Source organism: Bacillus cereus group sp. BfR-BA-01524, assembly GCF_022662595.1.
GTDB classification, from domain to species: domain Bacteria; phylum Bacillota; class Bacilli; order Bacillales; family Bacillaceae_G; genus Bacillus_A; species Bacillus_A thuringiensis_S.
Map to the genome: position 1 here is coordinate 26,483 of NZ_JAKUDW010000012.1, position 24,880 is coordinate 51,362.

The following is a 24,880-nucleotide window of genomic DNA, read 5'->3' on the forward strand; positions in this document are numbered from 1 at the left end:
AAAGCTATGCCCTCATAAATTTGAAGGCATAGCTTTTTTTGTATTAAATCATTAAAATATCTCGAATTTCTTCCTCTGTGATTGAGGACAATTTCTCTTCTCCCGGCTCAATCACTTCAGCGATTAAATTTTTCTTACTTTCTTGCAGTTCATGCATTTTCTCCTCAATTGTTCCCTGAGCTACTAGCTTTATAACTTGCACTGTATTTTTTTGTCCCATTCGATACGCCCTATCGGCCGCTTGTTGTTCAACAGCTGGATTCCACCATAAATCATATAATATTACTGTATCTGCACCAGTTAAATTAAGTCCGGTACCACCAGCTTTTAAAGAAATGAGAAATAGATCTCCTTCTCCTTCGTTAAACCGATCGCACAGCTCTACACGATCCTGCGCTGGTGTACTCCCGTCTAAATAAAAGTATGGAATTGCTTGTCGATTTAACTCACGACCAATAATGGAAAGCATCTTCGTAAATTGAGAAAAAATTAATATTCTCTTCCCTGTACTTCTACATTCCTCTAAAATCTCTAACAGTTGTTCAAATTTAGCTGAACTTCCTTTGTAATCATCAACAAATAAAGCGGGATGACAACAAATTTGTCGCAATCTCGTTAAACCAGCTAAAATTCTAATTTTATTTTTACGTAACGTGTCTTTGTCTAAATGCTTTAACGTTTCTTCCCTTAACTTCGCTAAATAAGCAGCATAGAGACTCTTTTGATCGGGTAATAACTCCGATGATTGTAAGTGCTCTATTTTCTCTGGCAACTCATTTAATACGTCCCCTTTTAATCGTCTTAATACGAATGGTTTCACTCGCTTCGCTATATCTTCACGCCTTAAATCACCGAACTCTTTTCTTCCTGGTAATAATTCCGGGAAGATGACATGGAAGATAGACCATAGCTCTTCTAATGAATTTTCTACAGGTGTACCAGTTAGTCCGAAACGGTATTCAGCTTGAATTGTTTTCACAGCTCTTGCCGTTTGCGTTGTAGGGTTTTTAAACGCCTGTGCTTCATCAAGAAATAGTGTATGAAATGGTCTTGCATATAATCTTATATCTCTTCTCAGTAATGGATATGACGTGATTACGACATCAAATTCCGTTATATCTTTCAAAATTTTCCGGCGCTCTGCTTGGTTTCCATCTGCAATAACTGCTCTAATATGCGGGGCGAATTTTTTCAATTCACTAAACCAATTATAAACAAGAGATGATGGTGAAACGACTAATATTGGCAGTTTCTTTTCTCGAATCTCAGTCAAAACAGAATCTATAAAAGCAATGCTTTGCAACGTTTTTCCAAGTCCCATATCATCTGCTAAAATACCGCCAAAACGGTAATGAGCAAGTGTTTTCATCCATTCGAACCCATATACTTGATACTTTCTCATTTCTGCATTTAAAGTATTTGGCACAGCAAACTTTAATTTTTTCGGGTTTTGAATGTTTTCTACTAACTCTTGAACAGAATCATCCAAACTTAAAACATTGCCTTCATGAAGTCCGTTCATCCATTTTACACTTCGAATAAGCGGAACATTTACCTCTTCTCCATGTAAAAATTCTTTCCGAATACCTGATTCTTTTATAAACTGATTAATTTCATTAAACTCTTTACTCTCTAGCGATAAAAACGAACCATTCGCCAATCGATAATATTTACGTTTCTCTTCAAGGGCCGCTAATACACCTTTAATTTCTGCTTCTGGTATTCCTTTTATATCAAAACGAAATGACAACCAATCAATTCTTTCTTTTCTTCTCACTCTAATAAGAGGAACTGCATCCCCTTTACTAATTCGCAATTTGATTGCTGTCGTCGCATAAATATCAACTAAACCTTTTAATGTTGGCACAACGTGATATAAAAAGTTATACTCAGCTTCTTCATTATGCATAAAGTAACCGCCTTCTGTTTTTGCAAAGGCACTTTCACTCATAATGTCTAAAATCTCTTTTTCTTTTTTCTCATCACGATTAAAAACAGACGGCTGTCCATCCTCTTCTAGCGGATTAATCATGACGTACCCATAGTGAAATTCAAGACCTGCTAATAAGCGATTTTTCACGCGGTCTAAATACAATTTCGCTTTTAGCGAAGGTGTTTCAACACGATCCGATATTACTTCATCAATGTGTACGGTTCCGAGCTTCATTAATCCTGGTACAACTTTCACGACGAAATGTTCCATCTTACTTTCTGGAATATAAAACTGATTACTATTTGAGCGACTCATCATCTTTTGTAATTCAATAAGTCGCATACAATCTTCAATGTGTAAGTGATATAATTTCCCACCATAAAGTGCATTGTTATACATATCCATAACTTGTACACGATTTAGACCATCTATATGAAGTGTAAATCCGCCATTATTTCCCTTCGTAAATTCAAAGTGTAACGGCAACAAACCTTTTGAAACTTGTAATCCCTGAAACAGTTGTTTATTTTGTTTCAGCTGTACATATTCAACTTTAGAAAGTGAAGAGAGCATATCTTTCCATGAAGCTGGTGGTATAAATATCATACTTTCATCTTGTTTCGCATGTACTTCTAGCGCATCCTCATACATTTTTTCGTTATGATACATTTTAATGAGCTGCTGAATAATTGCATCCGTTTCTTGTTTAAAACTATGTACATCTGGTGTATATGTAAATTCATTTGAACAATGAAAAAACTCTCTTTTCTCCACCTTAGAAAGAAATTCTCTAATATGATTTATGAAATACACTTTGGCAAGTTTCAATTGAATTCCAAGTAGAGCCCCACCACTTCTCGTAGCTACTGGTCTACATATAAACTCAACATCTAATATTTCACGTGTATCAAAACGGTGTTGTTTACTTTTTGGCCTCAGTGGTTTGTCTGCAAACAGCTGAAACATACCACTTGTCAATTGATCGCTTCTGTTACTAGTGGAGCTCATTCCACCTGTTTGTTGATTATAGTTTATTTGTATTAATACTGCTGCAACATGTTGACAGTACGTTTGAAAAGACGCTAATGAAGGACAACTACATTTCGCAACAACATCACCCTTTTTAGCTTTTTCTACTGTAACATGGAAATCCTCGTTCCCTTTTACTGTCGCCTCGCAAATTTCTTTATTTTCATCATAATGATTTATTATCACTTTATTTGATTTATAATAGGCTTCACCTCTTTTATATGAGGTCTCTCCGCACACTTCTTTAATAATCGATTTATTCAATGTGAAACTCATCGCTTTGACACTTCCTTAATATAAAACCATTTTCTCTTACTTAACATTTTACATGCTCCACGAGAAAATATAAAATGTTGATTTAACAAAAAAGATGCTTATTTATAAGCATCTTTTTCACTCTATCTCCATCAACCTCTTCGCCTCAAAATACAACACTTGAATAAACTTCTTCGTATTAATTCGCGTATGACCAGAAGGTGCGAGTTCATCTTTCGTCATTTCTGTCATCCGTTTTCTAACTACAGTGAAATCGAAAAATTTTGGAGCATAGCTTTCAAATTTTGGATTTGAAAAGTCTGTTAATCCTAAAGAAGCCAAATGATTTAACGACTGATAAATAGCTCGACGTACTCTTTGTTCAGACGCTTTTTTCTCTTTATCAATATCCGCATCTAAAGCTATATCCCCTAATTTCCTTATCGTAATATGATGAAAAATTTCTTTTAACGCAGGAAAGCCAAACTCAAATGCCTGTGCCTTTTCTTGACCATATAAATATTCCAGCATACTAAGTAAATCTTTACTTCCATTCTCTCCCGCAATACCGAGTTCTGATAGTAAAAAGCGCCCTAAATCCCCTATCTTTTTTCCTTCTTGCACTGATTCAGTACGCAATTGCGGTGTTTCCCACTGAAACACGTTATTCAATGATTTTTGAATATCATGTATAGAACGCTCCAATCTAATACGCTCCATCACTTTGCGTACAACAGATACAACTTCGATTTTATTTAATGGTTTTGTAATATAATATTCTACACCAAGTGTATATGCCTCACCTATAAGCTGCTTCGATTCCACCTGAGAAATCATAATGATTTTCCCCGTAAAAGTTGATGCAATGTGACGAACTGTTTCAATTCCGTCCCTCATCGGCATCAACAAATCAATAAATAAAATATCTACTTTTTTAAAATTTAGTTGATCGGCTTCAATAAAAGCTCCGTCATCCGCCTCACCAATTACTTCTCCAAGATCTCCATCTTCAATAATTTGCGAAAGCATCGAACGAAAAACTTCATCATCGTCTACGATATAATAAAACAAATCTATTCCCCTTCCCGCTTTAAACTATCCTCCGGTAAACAAACGATAAACTTACATCCTCTTTTATTTTCTCGGTCTTCTAATTTCACTTCTCCGCCTAGCTCTGTTACCATTTCATTTATGTAAGAAAGCCCAATACCAGTTGACGGTGTTCCCGTTTGATCATACTTGGAAGTAAATCCTGGCTTAAATACTAATTTCTTATACTTTTGTGTAATACCAGGCCCATCGTCAATTACTTCAAAAAATATATGCTGATTTCTTTTATATAGCTTAATAATAACGAAACCTTTATCTTCAATTGCTTCAACAGCATTCGCAACTAAGTTATTAAAAATTGATAGCACTGTATACACATGGTATGCAGCATGCTCACCTTCTATATGTTTAGAAAAACGTATATCCTTTTCTAGCATTTCAGCATACTTCTCATTTATTCTAACAATCATCTCTGCTAACTCATGTCCTTCTACATATTCAGCCACATTTTTATCTAATAACAGTTTAGATAATCCTGCAAATATCCTTTGATTATCCTTTTTTATTTCATGCACTTCCCCTGCTATTTTCAATGCTGTTTTACTATTTGAATCAGCGCTTACTTGTAAATTCCGATATAGTTGATATGCTTCTTGTGTAATTAACTCCGCATTTTGTAACGTCTTTTTCAAATGAACAGATTCCACATATAAATTAGAAAGATGCATTAACATATTTTCATTTTCTTTTCGAACTTGCGATTCTTTTAATTTCGTTTCATATAAATTCATCATATTTAAAAAACCAAGTGCAAAGAAACTACGAAAAATAGCAATAATAATAAGTTTATTTACTTCAGAAATCGTTATTGTTGTACCGAGTACTAACATGTGATAAAACGCAAGTTCTGACATACTTGCAACAATTTCAATTGAAATTCCAAGGCATCCAATAATGATTGGTTTCTGATGGAACTTATTTACCCTGCAAAGCGAAAAAAGACTGCCATAAATAAAATAATAGAAGAACACAGGATAACGCAAATAAAATGATTCTGTCATATAAAATGAACCTTGCATAATCCAGTCAAGACATACTCGGAATAAGACTACAGATATACCAACAAGAATACCTGCAACTCCTGCTGGTACTCTTCTTAAAAATAATAATAAAAAGAAGAATAGCGGTGTACCGAAGCTAACTCGAAACGTATCATTAAAGGGATGAAAGTTCAGCTCCCCAGCAATCGGAACAACGACCATTAATATAATTAAAAGGGACATATCTTTCTTCCATAATTGATTCCAATTCAAAGGTGCCACTTCCTATACTTTTTTCAGTAGTAAAAGCGAAAGCCCGCTTATTGTTATAAACGGGCTTCGTTTCTATATTCTAACCTTTTCTACCGCTTTTATTTGGCGATACTCTGGCTTCCACATTGCTTCTTTCACTGCCATCTTGATATCGTTATCACTTAAGTTCACTCTTGCAACACCTTCTGCAACTGCAACTTTCGCTACTTCAATTGCAACCATTTCTGAGATATTACGTAATTCTTCGACCTCTGGTAAAATAGGTGCTCCTGGCTGACTTGTATCTACCATACTTGCAACTGCTTCAGCTGCTGCTGCGAACATTCCATCCGTCATAACGCTTGCACGTACTACAATTGTTCCAAGACCAAGCCCCGGGAAAATAAGTGCATTATTTGATTGTCCAATCACATACGTTACACCGTTATATGTAACTGGTTCAAATGGACTTCCTGTTGCAACTAACGCTCTTCCTTCTGTCCACTCGATTACATCTGCTGGTTTTGCTTCAGCAAGCGGTGTTGGATTCGACATTGGTAAAATGATTGGTCTTTCTACGTGAGAAGCCATTTCTTTAATAATCTCTTCTTTAAATGCGCCTGCAACAGTTGATGTACCAATTAAAATTGTCGGTTTTACATGTTTCACAACTTCAGCAAGTCCGATCACATCATTTTGCTTCCACTCACTTACTTCCGCTTCTTGTCTTGCGTACGGAATTTGGAAATCAAGAAGATCTTCCATATTATCTGTAACTAACCCGTTACGATCAATACACCAGAAACGCTTATATGATTCTTCTTCAGATACGCCTACGCGGACCATCGCATCTCTAACTTGATCTGCGATACCGATTCCAGCCGTACCAGCACCAAATACAACAACGCGGTGTTCACTTAATGGTACACCAGAAGCTTTCACTGCCGATAATACTGCGGCAAGTGAAACTGCACCAGTACCTTGAATATCATCATTAAACGTACAAACGTCATGACGGTATTTATCTAAAATTTTTCGTGCGTTACGAGAGCTAAAGTCTTCCCAATGTAAAAGTGCTTTCGGGAATTGTTTATTTACTGATTGTACAAACGTATCAATAAATTCATCGTAAGCTTCACCTGTTATACGAGGATGACGATTTCCAATATAAAATGGATTGTTTAATAGTTCCTCACGGTTTGTACCTACATCTAAAATTACCGGTAATACGCGGCTAGGATCGATTCCAACTGCGGCCGTATAAACAGCTAATTTTCCGATTGCAATGTTAATACCACCAACGCCCCAGTCACCAATTCCTAATATGCCTTCTCCATCTGTTACAACGACTAAATCAATGTTCTCAGCTGTTGCACTAATATTGGTGAATGCTTCTTCAATACCTGATGGATCGTTAATCGATAAATAAACACCACGTGGTTTACGATATTCATGACTATATCTTTGAATTGCTACACCGACAGTTGGTGTATATACAATCGGTAACATTTCACGTAAATGATCTGTTAATATACGATAAAATAATACTTCATTTCGATCATGTAACGCAGTTAAGTATACATTCTTTAATAAATCATCCGGCTGAGAACTAAATTGTTCGTATGCTCGGCGTGCCTGTTCTTCTAACGTTAAAACCGCTGGTGGTAATAACCCTTTTAAACCTAACTCTTCTCTTTCATTTTGTGTGAAAGCTACCCCTTTATTTAAAAGTGGTGTTGATAATACTTCTGCTCCTCTTAATGTTGTTTCTAATGCACCATTAGAAGCTACTGTAAACTTGCTCATAACATCCCTACCTCTATTCATATATAGCATTTCTATATTGTAAACAAAAAAGAGGGGCTTGTCCCCCTCTTCTTTTAATTTTTCTTTAAAAGAGTTGCTCCTGCAATCCCCGGATGTGTCATTTCGAATGGATCTAGAATTAACTCTAAGTCTTCTTGTGACAGTACACCATTTTTAACACAAAGTTCTCGAACGGATTGCCCTGTCGCGATTGCTTCTTTCGCAACGCGAGCTGCAGCTTCATAACCGATATGAGGGTTCACGGCTGTAATAATTCCTACACTTTTCTCAACATACTCTTTTAAGCGATCTTCATTCGCTTCAATTCCTTTTAAGCAATTATCTGTAAAGGCACGGAAACCGTTATTCATAATGCTAATTGATTGCAGTAAGTTGAAAACAAGTACTGGTTCCATAACGTTTAATTCTAATTGTCCTGCTTCTGAAGCAAGGCAAATTGTATGGTCATTACCAATTACTTGGAACGCAATTTGATTAATAACTTCTGGCATAACAGGGTTTACTTTCCCTGGCATAATAGATGAACCTGGTTGACGAGCTGGTAACATAATTTCTGCTAAACCAACACGTGGACCTGATGCCATTAAGCGAAGGTCATTCGCAATTTTAGACATATTCATCATACATACTTTAAGTGCTGCAGATACTTCAGTATAAGCATCCGTATTTTGTGTCGCATCTACTAAATCTTCTGCACCAACAAGCGGTAATTCACTGATTGCAGCTAAATGTTTTACAACTGCTTCAATATATTCTGGATCTGCATTTAAGCCTGTACCAACTGCAGTTGCCCCCATATTTACTTCATATAAATGTTGACGCGATTGTTGAATTCGTTTCATATCACGTTCAAGTACGCGAGAGTATGCTTTAAACTCTTGTCCAAGACGAATTGGCACAGCATCTTGTAAATGTGTACGACCCATTTTAATAACATGGTCAAATTGTTCTGCTTTTAATTCAAATACATCATGCATATAACCCATCGTTTGTAATAAGCCTTCTAATGCATTTAACGTTGCGATATGAATCGCCGTTGGGAATGCATCATTTGTTGATTGCGCCATGTTTACATGACTATTTGGACTAATATAGTGATAGTCTCCCTTTTCCATTCCTAATAATTCAAGAGCACGATTGGCAATGACTTCATTTGCATTCATGTTCATTGAAGTACCTGCTCCGCCTTGAATTGGATCTACGATGAAATGATCATGCCATTTTCCATCAAGAATCTCTTGAGCAGCTTCTGCGATCACGCCACCCTTGTTCAATTCCAATCTTCCTACATCTGTATTAGCAAGTGCTGCTGCTTTTTTTACAATTGCGAATGCTCTAATTAAACCTTCATGGATTTTGTATCCTGTAATTGGGAAGTTTTCAACTGCACGCATTGTTTGTACGCCATAGTATGCATAGTTTGGTACTTCTTTTTCACCTAAAAAATCTTTTTCAATTCGAACACCATTTTTAACTTCAGTTAATGTTGCCATGATTATTCACTCCTTAACGATTTCTTATGCTGCTTTTGTTTCTTTGACTGTTTCTACATATTGTTTTGCTTTCTCATTATCGAATTCGCCTTCCCACTTCGACATAACAATGGCCGCTAATGCATTTCCTAATACATTGACAGATGAGCGAATCATATCTAAAATGCGGTCAATTCCCGCAATTAACGCGATACCTTCTAGTGGTAGCCCCATTGAACCTAACGTTGCTAATACAACAACGAACGATGCACCTGGAACTCCCGCCATACCTTTGGATGTTAACATGAGAACGAATAATAACGTTATTTGCTCCGTTAGTGACATGTGCACACCGTACATTTGTGCAACAAACAATGCCGCTAACGCTTGATAAATAGCCGATCCAGTCAAGTTAAATGTATAACCTGTCGGAATTACGAAAGAGGCAACTGCCTTTGGACAACCGAACTCTTCCATTTTTCTCATTATATTAGGTAAAACAGCTTCTGAACTTGCTGTCGTAAACGAAAGAATCAGTTCTTCTTTTAAAATTTTTATTAATGTAAAAATGTTTACTCCAACCATTCGTGCATTAATACCTAATACAATCACAACGAATAGTATAACAGTTACGTATACAGCTAGCACTAGTTTTCCTAGCGGAAGTAATGTTGCTACACCAAATTTTGCAACCGTAACGGCAATTAATGCGAATACACCAAATGGTGCAAATTTCATAACTTGATTTGTAACCCAAAACATTGCTTCGAGTACACCTTCAAAGAAGTTAAAAACAGGCTTTCCTTTTTCCCCAATTGCCGCAACTCCTAAGCCGAATAATACTGAGAAGAATATAATCGGTAATAGGTCACCTTGTGCAATCGATTCAAATACGTTTTTCGGCACAATGTGAACAATTGTCTCAGCAAAACCTTTCTTCTCCGTTGCATCTGCTGTTTGTTTATAAGAAGAAATATCACTTTGCTGTAAATTACTCATATCAACACCAGTACCTGGTTGGAATATATTCGCTGCAAGTAATCCCATTAAAATAGCAATCGTCGTAATAATTTCGAAATAAAGAATTGTCTTACCGCCCAGTTTCCCAAGCTTTTTCATATCTCCTACACCAGCTACTGCAACAATTAATGCTGAAATAACAATTGGTACTACAATCATCTTAATTAAGTGAATAAATATATCCCCAATTGGTGTGATATAAGAAATCGCCGTTTTATTGCCATAAAAGACTGCCCCTACTACAATCCCTAAAACAAGCGCGACAAAAATTTGTGTTGCCAATCCGAATTTTTTCATTTATGTTCATCCCCTTCATGCGAACGCTTTCAATTTGAATTTATAAAAGCTACTCACACATCTTATAAGCGAACCTACAAAATCATACAAAAACCTACAAGTTTGTCACAAAAAATTCGAATATTTTTCTTCTTTTTTTCATTGACACCATTTTGTAAAAAAACGATAAAATAAACTTGATAAGTAATCAGATTGTTTCGTATAATCAAAAAGATATATACTTACAACAAATCAAAATGAAAAGGAGTGGATGTTATGAAAAACTATACAAAACAATTCGTCCTATCTTCTTCTTTTCTTTTTCATTTTCTTAAAAAGGAACAAAGGCATTCGCCTTTGTTCCTTTTTTATTGCGATCTATATAGGGGGAATTGTTATGAGACCATATAAACGTGTCTTAATTAAATTAAGCGGCGGTGCACTTGCCGATCAAACTGGAAATAGCTTTAACTCCAAACGATTAGAACATATCGCAAACGAAATTTTATCCATTGTTGATTTAGGTATCGAAGTATCCATCGTCATCGGTGGCGGTAACATTTTTAGAGGTCATCTAGCTGAAGAATGGGGAATTGATCGCGTAGAAGCTGATAATATCGGTACACTAGGTACAATCATTAACAGCTTAATGCTTCGCGGTGTTTTAACAAGTAAAACAAATAGAGAAGTACGCGTTATGACGTCCATTCCATTCAATGCAGTAGCTGAACCATACATTCGCTTGCGTGCAGTCCACCATTTAGATAACGGTTATATCGTTATCTTTGGAGGCGGTAACGGCCAACCGTTCGTGACGACAGATTATCCAAGTGTACAAAGAGCCATTGAGATGAATAGTGATGCCATATTAGTCGCAAAACAGGGTGTCGATGGCGTCTTTACAAGTGATCCAAAGCATAATAAATCAGCAAAAATGTACAGCAAACTAAACTATAATGATGTTGTTAGACAAAATATACAAGTTATGGATCAAGCGGCATTACTGCTTGCCAGGGACTACAATTTACCAGCACATGTCTTTAACTTTGATGAGCCTGGGGTCATGAAGAAAATATGTTTAGGCGAACATGTGGGGACATTGATCAATGATGATGTTACGATGCTGGTGCATGAGAAATAATGATTTCCCACCAAAAAGGGTGCCTTTTGTAGGCACCCTTTCCTAATTCATCGTTACAAATAAAAATCAACCAATCCCGCCACTTTTTCCTTACAACGTTCCCAAAAAGATAACTTCTCAAAAAACTCTTTCGTCATTTCTTTTGAATCACGAAAATCCTCTGTTAATGCTTTATTCACGTCCGATACGATAGTCCCGCCATGAATATACAAATTCATCTCATCATTTATATAGAAGCTACGGGCAGTAAAGTTTGTTGTACCTATAACAGTTAACTCATTATCAATTAGCATTAACTTTCCATGAAACATCCCTTTTTTATAACCATATACCGTAATCCCGTTATTAACAGCTTGACGTATGTACGGATATGCCGCCTCTTTAATAAGGGGGATATCTGGTTTATATGACCAAAGTATTTTTACTGTAACACCACGTTTTTGCGCTTCAATTAAAGCATTCATTAATTCTTTATTTTTCGCTATAAAATAAGGTGTTGTAATGACGATTGAATGCTTCGCTTGCTTTATTAACTGTATATATGTTTCAGCGACGTAATGCCCATTGTAACTAGTCATAGTATGTAATGTATTCCCTTTACTAGCGTTATTCGTACTCCTCTTTATCTCTTCTTTCGTATCTCGTTTCCAATCTAAAGCGAATTGCTGTTCTAAATCTTTTGCTCCTTCTCCTTTAAGCCGCACATGATAATCACGCCAATATCCAAATCGCTTATCTTTCCCTAAGTACTCATCTCCTATATTAAATCCGCCTGTATAGCCAATTTCTCCATCAATTGTCGTAATACGGCGATGATTCCGATGATGAAGTGAATAAAATCCGAATGGCAATGCAGGTTTTCTACTATATGTAAAATGTACACCACTTTCCCGCAATTCATTTATCATCTTCCTTTCAAATGATAAATCATTAATGCGATCAACTGATAAATAAACGTTTACTCCTTCTTTTGCCTTCTCTTTTAATAAGTTTAAAAAAGTATGGCTACTTTTATCATCCGACAAAATGAAGAAATAAGTGTAGATGGAGCTTTTCGCTTTTTTTATATCTTCAAATAGCTGCTCATATAATGATTTTCCTTCTACATATAATTGAAAGTCACTATAGTGAGATGCATACTCTGTCGGCATGTTTTTCCCAGCTTCCATTTTCCTACCTAAGGTAACATCGATATGCATCCAAATTAAAATAAAAACAAAAATAGCAATAATAATAGAAGTAACTCGCAATATTTTTTTAATCATTTTGATTTCCTTCCAATCAAATTACTTTCTACTCTGTAGTGTTTCATTTAAATATGTTTTCATACGAAATGTATTTCTATTGATACCAAACGATTAAAGGAGAGAGAAATATGAAAAGAGGAAAAATCCCTATTGTTTTTATCCCAGGTCTTTTCGGTTCAATGAGTAATATTATTATTCCAGGTACTGGTGATTGGAGTTTTGGACTTTCTGCATTTGTTTACGAACCATTCATCATGATGTTAGAAAGTATAGGGTACGAACGAAATAAAGACTTGTTCATCTGTTTTTATGACTGGCGGCAGCGCATTGTTTTTTCTACACAAAAATATTTATTACAAACGATTGCCTATGCTAAAAAAATTACAGGGTGCGATAAACTAAATCTAATGTGTCATAGTATGGGCGGGCTTCTTGGACGTTCTTACGTTCAAAGTGAAACATATAAAAATGATGTGAATCAACTTATAATACTCTGCACACCAAACGCTGGATCTCCACCAAATTATAGTTATTGGACTGGAGGTAGTCTCCCTATCCATGCCTCTTCTAAAATAAATATCGTTCATTTTTATATGGAACAATATATTCGTTACTTAAGCATCTTACATAAAATGAATAAGGTTGAGGCGATACATCTTTACTTTCCAGGATTACAAGATGTTATTCCTTGTAAAGATTACGGAAATTATTTATTTATAAGATCTGACTCTTCTCTTACATTTCTTCCTTATAGTAATATGCAAACGAAAAACCCTTTCCTCGATACATTAAATGAAAATAGATTTATTATACAAAAAAGAAGTATTGAAACTACACTCATTGCCGGAGATGAAGAGGAAACAATTCAATATTTACAAGTTATCCCTTCACACTCCAAACTGAAATGGACAGACGGCAAAGTCGTCGGTGATTTACTTACAAAACATGGTGACGGTAACGCTGTTTTACATAGCGTTTTTCTTCTAGAGGGAAATAAATATGTTGTGCATGCTTCACATAACGAAGTGCTCTACAAAAGCATTCCTATATTACAAAAGATACTCTAAATTACAAACAAAAAAGGTATGGCATTAAGCCACACCTTTTCACATTAAACAAAATTCCTCGCATCATTATTTCTTCCAAACTTATAAATCGCAATTAAGAAGAACGCAATTGCAAAGGCAAATAAAATTAAAATGTTTAAATACAACTCCGAGAACGGTATTCCTTGTTGTAGTTTTGATACTGTATCTAACAACCAGCGCTGCGGAAGAAAATTAGCTACTTTTTGTACTGCATTTGGCATAATGTCATATGGGAAATAACATCCAGCAAGTAAGCATGTTGGTACAATGACCATGTTTTGCATCGCATTTGCCGATGCTGAGTTTTTCGAAAAAGCTACAAGGACTAATGATATTCCAATTGCGATTAATGCAAATAGCATTAGTACGCCCATCATCACTATGAAAGGCATATTGATATTCGTATGAAAAACATTCGTTAGGAATAGGATTGTAATCAAAATTTGTACTGTTAGTATTATCATATTTACCCCGACATTAGATAATATGAATTTCTTCCCATCTATCGGCGTTGATAATAGTCTAAAGTACGTTCTATTCTCTTTTTCTTTTAAAATATGACCTGATAAGTTCGCTGCTGAAAACAGCATAAACATAATAAGGTAACCCATCGTTTGATTTGTCATATCTTTATTTTTCGAAGTATCTTCTAGCGTCTCAGTTTTCATTTTAAATGAACCTTTTTGATATCCTGCGTACATATTATCAAATATACTTTGATCTGTTCCTGCTACTTTACTAATAGCTGCTATATTATCAATATAATTATATAAATATGTTTTTATAAATCCTGTTACTTGATCACCTTTAATCGATGAAATTTCAATATGATCTGGTTTCCCTTCTCGAACACTTTTTGAAAACCCAGAATCTAACGTAATAACTCCATCAAGTTTTTTGGAAGTGAGTTTATCTTCTACTTCAGACTCCTTAACCTTACTTACATTCACATGATTTAATCCTTCTAAAAACTTTATCGTATCATTTGCTATCGGCTCATTTTCTTTATTTACAATCCCAATATTTAACGTTCCTTGCCCTGCATTTCCGTATATCGAGAAGGAAATGAGCGTCCCTATTATCGGCAAGCTAATTATAATGAGTAAACTTTTTTTATTTTTCAAAAGCACAGATAACGTTTTTTGTATGAGCCATAAAATATCCTTCATACTATAGCCCCTCCCGTCTACGTAATGCAATAATCGCAATTAATAAAAAGAGTGCTGATATTCCAAGGTTTAAAGAAATGACTGGGAGCGCTGCCCCTACATCATTCGCATAAATAATTTTCATAACAGCTGTATTTGCCCACGTTAATGGTGATAAATTCGTAACGAAATTTTCTTCTACTACGAAATATGCACCACCAAAAATAGAAGCTAATTGCACAACAACCATAATAATTGCCCTAGACGCTTCAGCTGTTTTCGTAATATATCCGATTCCTAAACCGAAGCTAATTGCTAGAAAAACTTGTGTTAATAAAATAAGAAATATGATTCCAAGATTGTCGCCCCAATTCGCTTGAAAAACAAATTTACTAAATAACATGACGAGTAATATGCACAGGGCATTTGCTACTAGGCTACCAAGTACTTTTCCAATGAATATTTCAGCTTTACTTATAGGTGCAGCAATGAGACGATCTCCTGTTTTACGTATTCGTTCTCCTCGAATTAAAGAACTCGCCCCCATCGCAGCATATAGTGCAATCATCGTTGTCATTACAACCGCATAGTAATCCATAGAACCTGGTTTTTTCGCAGCTTGTAAGGATGTTTCTTTTATATAATCATTATGATTTCCGTTTGAAATAACTGTGTTCACCTTAGTAGGATCTACTTTTGCAACTTCGACCGCTACATTGTACTTATCAACAAATGTTGTAAGCATTCCTTCCACAATACTTCCCTCAATACTACTTTTGTCACTTCCATAAAATTTTGCACCATCTTTATTTAACTCTACATAAGCAGCATATTTATTTTGCTTCACTTCTTCTTTCCCATCTATACTGCTGGAAGCTTTTTTAAAATGAATACCTGATTTATCGACTTCTTTCGTAAATGCTTCAAATGATTGAGAAAATGTGCTACTCGCTTCATCTTTGTATAGCACTTGTATATCCTTAATCGATTGACTATCACTATTAAATGCATTACTTAACGCTGTTCCTAACACAAGCATAAGCACAATCGGAAATGCTAACATAAAAACTAAAGTTCTTACGTCTCTGAAATCTCTTTTAATATGCATAATTGCAATATTGAAGATGTTCAATTGATGAACCTCCCTTTACCTTTTCTTCATTTACTTTTTATTTATCTCGTAAGTTTCTTCCCGTCAATGTAAGGAATACTGTTTCTAAGTTGGGAGCCTGCTCCTCTAATGAACGAATTTCAATATCATGATTGATACAGTGTTGAATGATTTTATTTAAATTATTTAATCCCGCATCAGAATTCACTTTAATTACGTTTTCTTCAATTTGAACTGCTTTCACACCGTTTATCTCTTTTAATTTTTCTACATCTAAATTCTCTACCGATTTCACTTCAATCCAAATATCTTTCGTGTCAGTAATAATTGCTTTTAACTGTTCTTTCGTTCCTTCTGCAATTACTTTACCGTGATCTACTATCGCTATTTTCGTACAAATCTCTTCTACCTCTTCCATGTAGTGACTCGTATAAATAATTGTACTTCCCATTTCATTTAATTTACGTACTGACTGCAAAATGTAGTTTCTTGACTGTGGATCAATTCCAACTGTCGGTTCATCCATAATAATTAACTTCGGTCTATGTGCAATTGCACAAGCAATATTCAATCTCCTTTTCATACCACCAGAAAAGTTCTTCGGATAGCTTTTCTGTTTATCACTAAGTCCTACAAATTGAAGAGCTTCCTCTACCCTAGCTTTTAATTCGGCTCCTCGTAATCCGTACAATCCAGCAAAAAATTTCACATTTTCATAGGCAGTTAGCTCTTCATAAATCGCAATATCTTGCGGAACAATACCGATATTCATTTTCGCAAATCGATTATGTTTCTTTATATTTTTTCCTAGTATGCTAATTTCACCTTCATTACTTCTTAACAAACCAGCAATCATATTTATCGTTGTACTCTTACCAGCACCATTTGATCCTAAAAAGCCAAATATTTCTCCTTCTTTAATAGATAAAGACATATTATCAACTGCGATGAAATCACCAAATTTTTTCGTTAAATTTTTAATTTCTAATGTATTCATCATTTTCACCCCTATTTCGGTTTCTCTGCTTTTAGTATAAACAAAAAGAATGAACCTGCTCAGTGCAGAAGTTCATTCTTTTCACATGAGAATATTCACTTTTTTCATATGAGATGGTTCATCCTCGTACCATTCTCTTTATATTGGCAACAACATCGTTACTGAAAAACCACTTGTCCCATCTACAATAATTTTTCCGTTTACAGACGCCGTTCGCTCCTCCATCCCCATAATACCGAGACCTTTTTTAACAAGAGCTACCCCTTTTCCGTTATCCTTCACTTGTACCTTTACCATCTTGTTAAGTACATGAATATCTATAGAAATGACTGTCGCATCAGCATATTTCATTGCATTTGTTAGTGCTTCTGTAACATTCTCACCGATAATTTTCCACTGAATGGGAGAAATCATATCTAGGTTCCCTTTGTACACGAAAGGAATATTCACATCATTCTTACCGGCAAATTCCTCTATGAATAATTTCATGCGGTGAATGCCAATTTGCTCAGTTGGTGGCTTCATATTTTTTAATGTAATGCGAATACTTTCAATTCCATCTTTTGAAATATGAATTGCATTTTGTAATAACTCCGCAGATTTTTCTTTATCTATCCCCATTAATCTCTTTGCTGCTTCCATTTGAATTAATGCACCCGTCATCGAGTGGCCAATTTTATCATGAATTTCTTGAGAAAGTCGATTTCTCTCTTCTAACTTAAATGTGTATTCTGATTGCCTTATGTACTCTTTATTTTCATGTAAGCTTCTCGTCAATCGCTGCATATCTTTTCGCATCTTATCATTTTGTGATTCAAGCTTTAATAAGCGCGATATATACCGTTCTGCCATAATTAATACGAGGAAAGAAAATGCAACAATTAATCCGTATGTCATTCGAATGCTTTCATTTGTAAAAATAATAGGAATCATCATAATGATAAATAGCTGCCATTTCTTCTCTATATAACGGAATATAATTTCATATAAGTTCAATGGTAAAAACAAAATAAAGAACGAATGAATCTTCCATGTAAATAACATAACTAGACCAATTGATACGCAAGTTAATATGTTTTTGTACGTAGCTTTTTTAAATATAGAAATCAGAACGTTTACAGAAAGATATAAAAGCAAAGTAAGTATAATCCATGGTAAGTTCTCTACATTTAAATAAATGTAACTAAACACAATATATATAAAGACAATTAATTTACTTACAATTAACCAAAATTCCATATCTTTAATCTACTTTCCCTGTCAAATAATAAATCGCAATTTGTGTGCGATGTTCCAGTCCAGTTTTCCCTAAAACTGACGTAATATAATTTGCAATTGTTCCTTCTGATATGAAAAGTTGCTTCGAGATTTCTTTATTCGAAAAGCCTTTTGCAATTAATGCGATAATACTCAGCTCTCTTTCTGTAAAAAGACTTGTATCTATTTTACATTCTTCCTCTTTACTTTCCATTAAATTAGACTTAATTTTATCGAGAACTACATCTTGCATAACTGTTTGGCCGTTATATACTCCTTTTATCGCATCACGAATACGCTCTGGATCATTATTTTTCAATAAATAACCTTTCGCTCCGTTCTTCACTGCATCCAAAATATATTCATCATCATCAAACGTCGTTAAAATAAGCGGTTTTGTTTTCGTCTCTTCACAAATGAATTTCGTCGCCTCTACCCCGTTCATATTTGGCATACGAACATCTAATAGAGCGATATCAACGTCGTTCTTTTTGCAATACTCCACTGCTTCTTTCCCATCATTTACTGTATCTACAACTTCAAACTCTTCATATGTATTTAAAATAATTTTCATGCCTTCTCTAATAAAAGAGTTATCATCTGCTATTAATATTTTAATTTTCATGTTTGTTAGTATGGACCATCCCTACTAACATTCACATCCTTTCTTCCCGTAACATTTCCTACTTGCTCATTATATACTTCTCTTTACCATTTTTTCACACCTTTTTTCATCTAGCTCTCCTGCAAAAAATATATTATTCTTTTTTTATAAAATGTGTAGGGTGACTTATCATTCTTTACGTCTATATAATAGAATGCGTCAAAAAGGAGGGAGAGACCGATTGAGGAAAAACAATTAATTGAAAAAGCACAGCAAGGAAGCGAGCATGCTTTTCGTATCCTTGTACAAACATATCGTCATTATATTTTTCAAGTTATCTTTTCTATTTTAAGACATGAAGAAGATGCTAAAGATGTTACACAAGAAGTATTCGTAAAAATTCATACCTCTCTCCCAAATTATCAATTTCGCGGATTAAAAACGTGGATGGCACGTATTGCCACCAATCACGCTATTGATTATAAGAGAAAGAAAGCTAGAGAACACGAAGAACTCTCCTTATGTAAAGAAACAGAGGAAAATATAAAATCCTCTCATAACATTGAAGCTTTACTATTGACGAAAGAGCAAAAATTACTCATTGCTCAAAAACTGAGAGAACTTCCGGAAAATTACCGTGACGTTGTTCTCGCGCATTACTTAGAGGAAAAAAGTTATCAAGAAATTGCTTTCCAAGAAAACATCGAAGTGAAAACAGTAGAAATGAAACTGTATCGGGCAAGAAAATGGATAAAAAAACATTGGAAGGAGGAAGAGTTTCTATGATGCATTATTCAAAAGAAGATTGGCGCAATTATACATTAGATTTTATAGAAAACAATGAACGTGAATCTATGGAAGAACACCTTTATGAATGTGATCATTGTTTAGCACTTTATATGGAAAGTATTGATGAACAACATGAAAACCTTCCAATGATAAATGATGATTCATTTACGAACGAAGTTATGACGCAAATTAATTTTGAAACGCTACAACCTAATGAAAATATAAAAACAAACTCACTAAAACGCACAATTATTCACTACATAATTGCGACTGCAGCTACAATTATTTTTATGGTAAGTGGTTTATTCCAATATATTTTTACAGCGACATCAAATTTCGAGAAATCTTCAAAACATAACGAGTCTTCTATCTCACAACAAATTGTAAACAAATCGGTAGATACATCAAAAAAGGACGGAGGTTTAAAGCATGAATAAAAACCCCTTTTTAGCACTTGTATTAGGGCTAATTCCTGGGCTTGGACATTTATACTTAAAAAAGCTAGGACGGTTTATTCTATATAGCGGAGGATCTTTATTTCTATTCTCCTTTGCAGTATTTTGTACCATAGTAGTAAGAGGACGTGATATTGCTTTTCTTTCTCTATTTTTACTAGCTGTTCTATGGGTAATTAACTTACTAGATTTAGTTATCACCATTATAAAACAAACGAAAAAACAAGAAGCTGGAGAATTGATAAATTCTTCTAAAGAGAGCGAACGATTTTATATCATTCTCCTATCCATCATCCCTGGACTTGGCCATTTCCAATTAGGACTTATGCAACGCGGCCTTACGTTTTTAGTCGCTTGCGCTGGCTTAGGCAGCATGATTATATTTGTAACATTATTAACATCTCAAGGAAGTTTCCTTATCTTTCTTATTACGTTACCTGTTTTATGGATTTATAATTTCTTTGACGTTGTTCAGCAACTACAGAAAAAAGAACGCGACGAGCAATTAATTGACCGTACTATTTTCGAAGATTTTGAAGAACATCGAGAGCAAGGAAAGAAAAGTAAAACATTTGCTTCTATTTTAGCGATGTTCCCTGGAGCAGGTCATATGTATTTAGGTTTACAACGCCGTGGTCTTCAACTTATGGCAGCCTTTTTACTATCTATTTATTTACTCGACTTATTAAGACTTTCTGCGTTTTTATTTTTAGTACCAATCATTTGGTTCTATAGCTTTTTTGATGCGTTACAGCAAACAGCAAAATACGGAAAAGAACGAGTACAAGACGAACCCATTATCGATTATTTTATAAATCATCAAAGATGGATTGGTATCGGATTAATTACGCTCGGTGGTTATTATTTATTAAATCAAACAGTCCTTCCTATTTTGAATGATTATTTTGTAACTATATTTAATATTCATCTTAGTGAACTATATTATCGCTATTTCCAGACATCTATCGTTGCGCTCCTTTTAATTGGCGGCGGCTTTAAATTGTTACTTGGAAATAAAGAAAACAAAGGTGGGACAAGCGAATGAGGACTTGGCGTGTTGGAACATTCTCAATGGGGCTTTCTATTATATCGTTAGGATGCTTTTTACTATTTTCAGTCGTAAAAGGAATTCAAGTATTAGATACATTAACTGCATGGTGGCCAGTTTTACTTATCATACTTGGAGCTGAAGTTTTACTATACCTTCTATTTTCTAAGAAGGAACAATCATTTATTAAATATGATATTTTTAGTATTTTCTTTATCGGTGTTTTAGGAAGTGTCGGAATTGCTTTTTACTGTTTATTATCAACTGGATTACTAGAAGAAGTTCGTCATTCTATTAACACAACGAGGCAAACGAGTAATATTCCAGACGGACAATTTGATATACCTGAATCTATCAAAAAAATCGTAGTAGATGCGGGACATCAACCTCTAACGATAGAGGGAAATAATACAAATCAAATTCATCTTTTGGGAACTTATGAAATGACGACGAAAGCAAATGAAAAACTCAATTTAAAACGAGATGATTTCCTTTCGGTTCAAACGGCTGGAGAAACGATGTACATCGCTTTAAAATCATTACCTGTTCAGCATACGTTATTTAACTCAGCACCACAGGTGAAACCAACGCTTGTTCTTCCGCAAAATAAAAATGTGGAAATTCGCGCTTCAAATAACGAGCTATCTCTTTATCCTGGCCAATTACAAAATAATTGGTTTGTACAAAACAACTCAAGTGTATCTGTTCATTTAGCTAAAGAAAGTGATGTTTCTTTAACAGCAATAACAAATCAAAAAGAAACACACGGAAACACACCTTGGGAGCAAGTAGAAGATTTAACGAAAAAAGAAAATAATTCTTCAGAAGAACATCCAGAATTAAACGAGCAAGAACATTGGTATAAAAATTCGATTAAAACTGGAAATGGGACGTACAGGTTAAATATTGAGAAAGCTTATAATTTGAATATGAGCGTTATCGAAAAATAAGAAAAACCTTCCACAATTGTGGAAGGTTTTTCTTATATAATCGCTTTAATTCCTTCTAAAATTAATCCAATCATAAATCCACACACAGCACCGTTCACACGGATCCACTGCAAATCTTTACCGACATTATTTTCAATCATTTCGATTAATGTTTTATCATCTAACTTATCCAGGTTTTCTTGTACAAGCTTACCGATTTTCGAATGGTTCTTCTCAACAAGATTCACAACTTGTTTTTGTAACCAATCTTCTATTTTTTGAACAGTCATTTCGTCTTCTTTTATTTGATTCATTTGTTTTTGTAAAAATGGAATAACATATTTATCAGCAAATTCTTCATTTTTTACAAAAGTAACTGCTCTTTGTTGCACTTGCTCCAGCATCTCTTTTATTTTGTCAGTAGCATTCCAATTCGCAATCCACTTTTCTTTCCAATTTTCTAATCCCTGTAATAAAGCTTCATTTTCTTTTACATTTATAATTTCTTGACGAATCTTCGCCAATATAAGTTGTCTTGTGCTATTATCCGCATCTTGTAAGCTGTTAATATTACTAATGATAAACTTCTGCAAAATGCCACCAATTTTATCTTCATCTACAATATTCATAAATGATTTCAAAGTAAACTGCAAGAACCCATCTACTTTTATATTTTCCATTGCCTTCATACCTAAGCTTCCGAGTTGGTAACGAGCTTCATCTTGCGCTGTCCAATCTTTCACTTTTACTAATATGTGATCAAGTGTCTTTTCATCATATTCTTGCACAACTAATTGATCAACAAGCACTTGTAAAATGTTACTTGTATTAATTGTATGTAAATATGTTTTTAATTCTTTTTCAATAATAACAGCTAGCTTTTCTGTATCTATTGTTACAATCGCTTTCTCTGCAATCGTTACAATCCCTTTTTTCACAGCATCAGACTGTATTTCTCTTTCAGCAATTTGCAGCACCATTTGTGCTAACTGCATCTCTTTTACTTTATTCGTAATACTTTCTTTCGTCAGCCATTCATTTTCTAACGTATGAATAAGCCCTTTCGTTACCCGTTTACGATTTTTAGGTAGCAATGCGGTATGCGGAATTGGGATCCCCATCGGATGACGGAACAATGCTGTAACCGCGAACCAATCCGCAAGTCCACCAACCAATCCGGCTTCAAATCCCCCTTGTATAATCTCCCCTGCTACCGTTCCTTGAAAAGGGATAGAAGCCGCAAAACCGACACCCATAACCCCAAGCGAAATACCCGCTATATATTTAGTCTGTAATGACATCGTATACACATCCTCTTATTATGTAAAATAAAGCTTTTTGTTGTATTTATTCAATATTAGTTATCCTTTATATATACTATAAAGAACTATTATGAAAATAACAAAGATTTTTATGTACATGAAAAAAATGAGGCTACAACTAGCCTCATTTTTCTTATATTGTTAATTCTAAACCTTTCTTATAATAATCACTCATTACATCTTGTGGAACCATACTTCCACCCGTTCCCCACACAATATGAGTACCTTTTGTCACCTTCTCTGTTAACTGTTGCTTTTGTAAATACTCATCTTCTTTACATACTTTCACTGGCCCTATCATACCTGCTAGTGCAGAAGGCTCTAAATAAATATTCTCCGTATCAGCCAGTTCTTTTAACAATCTATATAACTCTTCATCGCTTACTGTATAATTTCCACTTAAAAATGGTTCCATCGTTTTCCCAACAAATCCAGACGGTCTTCCTACCGCAAGTCCATCCGCATCTGTTACATTATCAATTCCGATATCTTGAACAGCAATTTTGTCATGAAGGCCTGTCATTAAGCCGAGTAACATACATGGAGAATGTGTTGGCTCTGCAAAGAAACAATGAACGTTGTCTTTATACAATAACTTTAAACCAAATGCTACTCCGCCAGGTCCGCCCCCGACACCACATGGTAAATAAACGAATAGAGGATGTTCTTCATCTACTACAATCTCTAACTTTTCTAATTGCTTTTGTAATCGTGATGCCGCTACTGCGTATCCTAAAAATAAATCATGTGAATTTTCATCATCTACAAAATAACAGCTAGGATCAGCATCAGCTTGCCTTCTTCCTTCTTCTACAGCTTTACTATAATCATCTTCATATTCAATAACATTTACACCTTTACTTCTTAATAAATCTTTTTTCCATTGTTTCGCATCTGCTGACATATGAACAGTGACATTAAAACCTAGTTTTGCACTCATAATCCCAATACTCAATCCTAAATTACCTGTAGAACCTACCGCAATTGAATATTTCGCGAAAAACTCTCTACATGTATCACTATCTAAAATAGAATAATCATCTTCTTCTGTTAACATTCCATGCTGCAATGCTAGTTGTTCAGCATGTTTCAATACTTCATAAATGCCGCCCCTAGCTTTTATTGATCCTGATATCGGCAGATGACTATCACATTTTAATAATAATTCCCCTAAAATAGGTTGCTCGTAATTTTTCTCTAAAGCTTCTTTCATAGAAGGTATTTTCACTAAAGGTGATTCAATTATGCCGTTCGTCTCTTTCGTTTCAGGAAAAACTTTCGCAATATATGGTGCAAAACGCTTTAATCTCTCTTCCGCGTCTTTTACATTTCCTTCATTCAGTGGCGAGTCTTTTATTGCCGTCTCATACTTTTTCGTATTCGGATTCATCCAAAAGACTTCTTCCGTTGCGATTAGCTTGTTTAATAGTGGATATTGTTCTTTTAATTTCTCTATTTCCTTCATTCCTCTTCCTCCTCATCACCTTGTAGCTTGCGATTTAATAAATTATAATTAAATTAATTTTAATATAGTTTAACATAAAAATTAATTTTAGTTTAATTTATTTAAATATAATTTAATATTCATTA

20 protein-coding genes are annotated in these 24,880 nt (G+C 34.7%); 6 read left to right on the plus strand and 14 right to left on the minus strand.

Going from position 1 to position 24,880, the window contains the following annotated elements:
* Positions 1-43: 43 nt before the first annotated feature.
* The 6 genes from MR170_RS05995 to MR170_RS06020 form a co-directional block, all read right to left on the minus strand.
* Positions 44-3,238 (minus strand): SNF2 helicase associated domain-containing protein, encoded by a 3,195-nt coding sequence (locus MR170_RS05995; RefSeq protein ID WP_242307710.1) that lies wholly within the window; start codon positions 3,236-3,238, stop codon positions 44-46.
* Positions 3,239-3,355: 117 nt separating this feature from the next.
* Positions 3,356-4,288 carry a response regulator gene (locus MR170_RS06000; protein ID WP_016082107.1) on the minus strand — a complete coding sequence of 311 codons (933 nt, stop codon included), beginning with the start codon at positions 4,286-4,288 and terminating at the stop codon, positions 3,356-3,358.
* Positions 4,289-4,290: 2 nt separating this feature from the next.
* A complete protein-coding gene (locus tag MR170_RS06005; protein WP_080681731.1) occupies positions 4,291-5,589 on the minus strand; it encodes a sensor histidine kinase in 1,299 nt (432 codons plus the stop codon).
* 63 nt (positions 5,590-5,652) lie between these two features.
* The gene (gene malS / locus MR170_RS06010) at positions 5,653-7,365 is read right to left on the minus strand and encodes an oxaloacetate-decarboxylating malate dehydrogenase (RefSeq protein WP_242307712.1); all 1,713 of its coding nucleotides are present in this window, start codon (positions 7,363-7,365) and stop codon (positions 5,653-5,655) included.
* 74 nt (positions 7,366-7,439) lie between these two features.
* Complete coding sequence (gene aspA, locus MR170_RS06015; RefSeq protein WP_000224200.1) at positions 7,440-8,879, minus strand: aspartate ammonia-lyase; 1,440 nt, start codon at positions 8,877-8,879, stop codon at positions 7,440-7,442.
* Between the two features lie 24 nt (positions 8,880-8,903).
* Entirely contained in the window at positions 8,904-10,175 is a 1,272-nt protein-coding gene (locus MR170_RS06020; RefSeq protein ID WP_000713291.1) for a cation:dicarboxylate symporter family transporter, read from the minus strand.
* A gap of 376 nt (positions 10,176-10,551) precedes the next feature.
* On the opposite strand from MR170_RS06020, the gene pyrH reads away from it, so the two are divergent.
* Complete coding sequence (gene pyrH, locus MR170_RS06025) at positions 10,552-11,295, plus strand: UMP kinase (protein WP_001248059.1); 744 nt, start codon at positions 10,552-10,554, stop codon at positions 11,293-11,295.
* A gap of 53 nt (positions 11,296-11,348) precedes the next feature.
* Here pyrH and cls read toward each other — a convergent pair whose 3' ends face one another.
* Positions 11,349-12,560: a cardiolipin synthase gene (cls, locus tag MR170_RS06030; protein ID WP_061666802.1), complete on the minus strand. Its 1,212-nt coding sequence runs from the start codon at positions 12,558-12,560 to the stop codon at positions 11,349-11,351.
* 110 nt (positions 12,561-12,670) lie between these two features.
* Here cls and MR170_RS06035 point away from each other — a divergent pair, with 110 nt between their 5' ends.
* Positions 12,671-13,609 (plus strand): esterase/lipase family protein, encoded by a 939-nt coding sequence (locus MR170_RS06035; RefSeq protein WP_242307714.1) that lies wholly within the window; start codon positions 12,671-12,673, stop codon positions 13,607-13,609.
* 44 nt (positions 13,610-13,653) lie between these two features.
* Here the strand turns inward: MR170_RS06035 and MR170_RS06040 are convergent, their stop codons facing one another.
* The 5 genes from MR170_RS06040 to MR170_RS06060 all read right to left on the minus strand — a co-directional run bounded on the left by MR170_RS06040 (position 13,654) and on the right by MR170_RS06060 (position 18,768).
* Positions 13,654-14,799: an ABC transporter permease gene (locus MR170_RS06040; RefSeq protein ID WP_098628965.1), complete on the minus strand. Its 1,146-nt coding sequence runs from the start codon at positions 14,797-14,799 to the stop codon at positions 13,654-13,656.
* 1 nt (position 14,800) lies between these two features.
* Complete coding sequence (locus MR170_RS06045) at positions 14,801-15,910, minus strand: ABC transporter permease (RefSeq protein WP_242307715.1); 1,110 nt, start codon at positions 15,908-15,910, stop codon at positions 14,801-14,803.
* A gap of 37 nt (positions 15,911-15,947) precedes the next feature.
* Positions 15,948-16,886 carry an ABC transporter ATP-binding protein gene (locus MR170_RS06050; RefSeq protein ID WP_001093818.1) on the minus strand — a complete coding sequence of 313 codons (939 nt, stop codon included), beginning with the start codon at positions 16,884-16,886 and terminating at the stop codon, positions 15,948-15,950.
* Between the two features lie 138 nt (positions 16,887-17,024).
* Positions 17,025-18,125, minus strand: a complete 1,101-nt coding sequence (locus tag MR170_RS06055; RefSeq protein ID WP_242307717.1) for a sensor histidine kinase — start codon at positions 18,123-18,125, stop codon at positions 17,025-17,027.
* Between the two features lie 4 nt (positions 18,126-18,129).
* Positions 18,130-18,768 (minus strand): response regulator transcription factor, encoded by a 639-nt coding sequence (locus tag MR170_RS06060; RefSeq protein WP_071722977.1) that lies wholly within the window; start codon positions 18,766-18,768, stop codon positions 18,130-18,132.
* Between the two features lie 276 nt (positions 18,769-19,044).
* Here MR170_RS06060 and MR170_RS06065 point away from each other — a divergent pair, with 276 nt between their 5' ends.
* From MR170_RS06065 to exsE, 4 genes are read left to right on the plus strand one after another with little or no spacing between them, the layout of a single operon-like run.
* Positions 19,045-19,533, plus strand: a complete 489-nt coding sequence (locus MR170_RS06065) for an RNA polymerase sigma factor (RefSeq protein ID WP_071730900.1) — start codon at positions 19,045-19,047, stop codon at positions 19,531-19,533.
* Positions 19,530-19,973, plus strand: coding sequence for a hypothetical protein (locus MR170_RS06070; RefSeq protein ID WP_016082116.1), 444 nt, complete (start codon positions 19,530-19,532; stop codon positions 19,971-19,973). The genes MR170_RS06065 and MR170_RS06070 overlap by 4 nt, the downstream gene beginning before the upstream one ends.
* On the plus strand, positions 19,966-21,036 hold the full coding sequence (locus MR170_RS06075) for a hypothetical protein (protein WP_016082117.1): 1,071 nt from the start codon (positions 19,966-19,968) through the stop codon (positions 21,034-21,036). Before MR170_RS06070 ends, MR170_RS06075 begins: the two co-directional genes overlap by 8 nt.
* Complete coding sequence (gene exsE, locus MR170_RS06080) at positions 21,033-21,989, plus strand: exosporium protein ExsE (protein WP_242307721.1); 957 nt, start codon at positions 21,033-21,035, stop codon at positions 21,987-21,989. The genes MR170_RS06075 and exsE overlap by 4 nt, the downstream gene beginning before the upstream one ends.
* A gap of 32 nt (positions 21,990-22,021) precedes the next feature.
* Here exsE and MR170_RS06085 read toward each other — a convergent pair whose 3' ends face one another.
* Positions 22,022-23,269: a DUF445 domain-containing protein gene (locus tag MR170_RS06085; RefSeq protein WP_242307735.1), complete on the minus strand. Its 1,248-nt coding sequence runs from the start codon at positions 23,267-23,269 to the stop codon at positions 22,022-22,024.
* Positions 23,270-23,423: 154 nt separating this feature from the next.
* Positions 23,424-24,755, minus strand: coding sequence for a D-serine ammonia-lyase (locus MR170_RS06090; RefSeq protein ID WP_016082120.1), 1,332 nt, complete (start codon positions 24,753-24,755; stop codon positions 23,424-23,426).
* Between the last annotated feature and the right edge of the window lie 125 nt (positions 24,756-24,880).

What these genes read in the sequence shown, in the direction of transcription:
- MR170_RS05995 (WP_242307710.1), bottom strand. Translation starts at nt 3,238, where the DNA reads ATGAGTTTCACATTGAATAAATCGATTATTAAAGAAGTGTGCGGAGAG.
- malS (WP_242307712.1), bottom strand. Translation starts at nt 7,365, where the DNA reads ATGAGCAAGTTTACAGTAGCTTCTAATGGTGCATTAGAAACAACATTA.
- aspA (WP_000224200.1), bottom strand. Translation starts at nt 8,879, where the DNA reads ATGGCAACATTAACTGAAGTTAAAAATGGTGTTCGAATTGAAAAAGAT.
- MR170_RS06020 (WP_000713291.1), bottom strand. Translation starts at nt 10,175, where the DNA reads ATGAAAAAATTCGGATTGGCAACACAAATTTTTGTCGCGCTTGTTTTA.
- pyrH (WP_001248059.1), top strand. Translation starts at nt 10,552, where the DNA reads ATGAGACCATATAAACGTGTCTTAATTAAATTAAGCGGCGGTGCACTT.
- cls (WP_061666802.1), bottom strand. Translation starts at nt 12,560, where the DNA reads ATGATTAAAAAAATATTGCGAGTTACTTCTATTATTATTGCTATTTTT.
- MR170_RS06035 (WP_242307714.1), top strand. Translation starts at nt 12,671, where the DNA reads ATGAAAAGAGGAAAAATCCCTATTGTTTTTATCCCAGGTCTTTTCGGT.
- MR170_RS06040 (WP_098628965.1), bottom strand. Translation starts at nt 14,799, where the DNA reads ATGAAGGATATTTTATGGCTCATACAAAAAACGTTATCTGTGCTTTTG.
- MR170_RS06050 (WP_001093818.1), bottom strand. Translation starts at nt 16,886, where the DNA reads ATGAATACATTAGAAATTAAAAATTTAACGAAAAAATTTGGTGATTTC.
- MR170_RS06055 (WP_242307717.1), bottom strand. Translation starts at nt 18,125, where the DNA reads ATGGAATTTTGGTTAATTGTAAGTAAATTAATTGTCTTTATATATATT.
- MR170_RS06060 (WP_071722977.1), bottom strand. Translation starts at nt 18,768, where the DNA reads ATGAAAATTAAAATATTAATAGCAGATGATAACTCTTTTATTAGAGAA.
- MR170_RS06070 (WP_016082116.1), top strand. Translation starts at nt 19,530, where the DNA reads ATGATGCATTATTCAAAAGAAGATTGGCGCAATTATACATTAGATTTT.
- MR170_RS06075 (WP_016082117.1), top strand. Translation starts at nt 19,966, where the DNA reads ATGAATAAAAACCCCTTTTTAGCACTTGTATTAGGGCTAATTCCTGGG.
- exsE (WP_242307721.1), top strand. Translation starts at nt 21,033, where the DNA reads ATGAGGACTTGGCGTGTTGGAACATTCTCAATGGGGCTTTCTATTATA.
- MR170_RS06085 (WP_242307735.1), bottom strand. Translation starts at nt 23,269, where the DNA reads ATGTCATTACAGACTAAATATATAGCGGGTATTTCGCTTGGGGTTATG.
- MR170_RS06090 (WP_016082120.1), bottom strand. Translation starts at nt 24,755, where the DNA reads ATGAAGGAAATAGAGAAATTAAAAGAACAATATCCACTATTAAACAAG.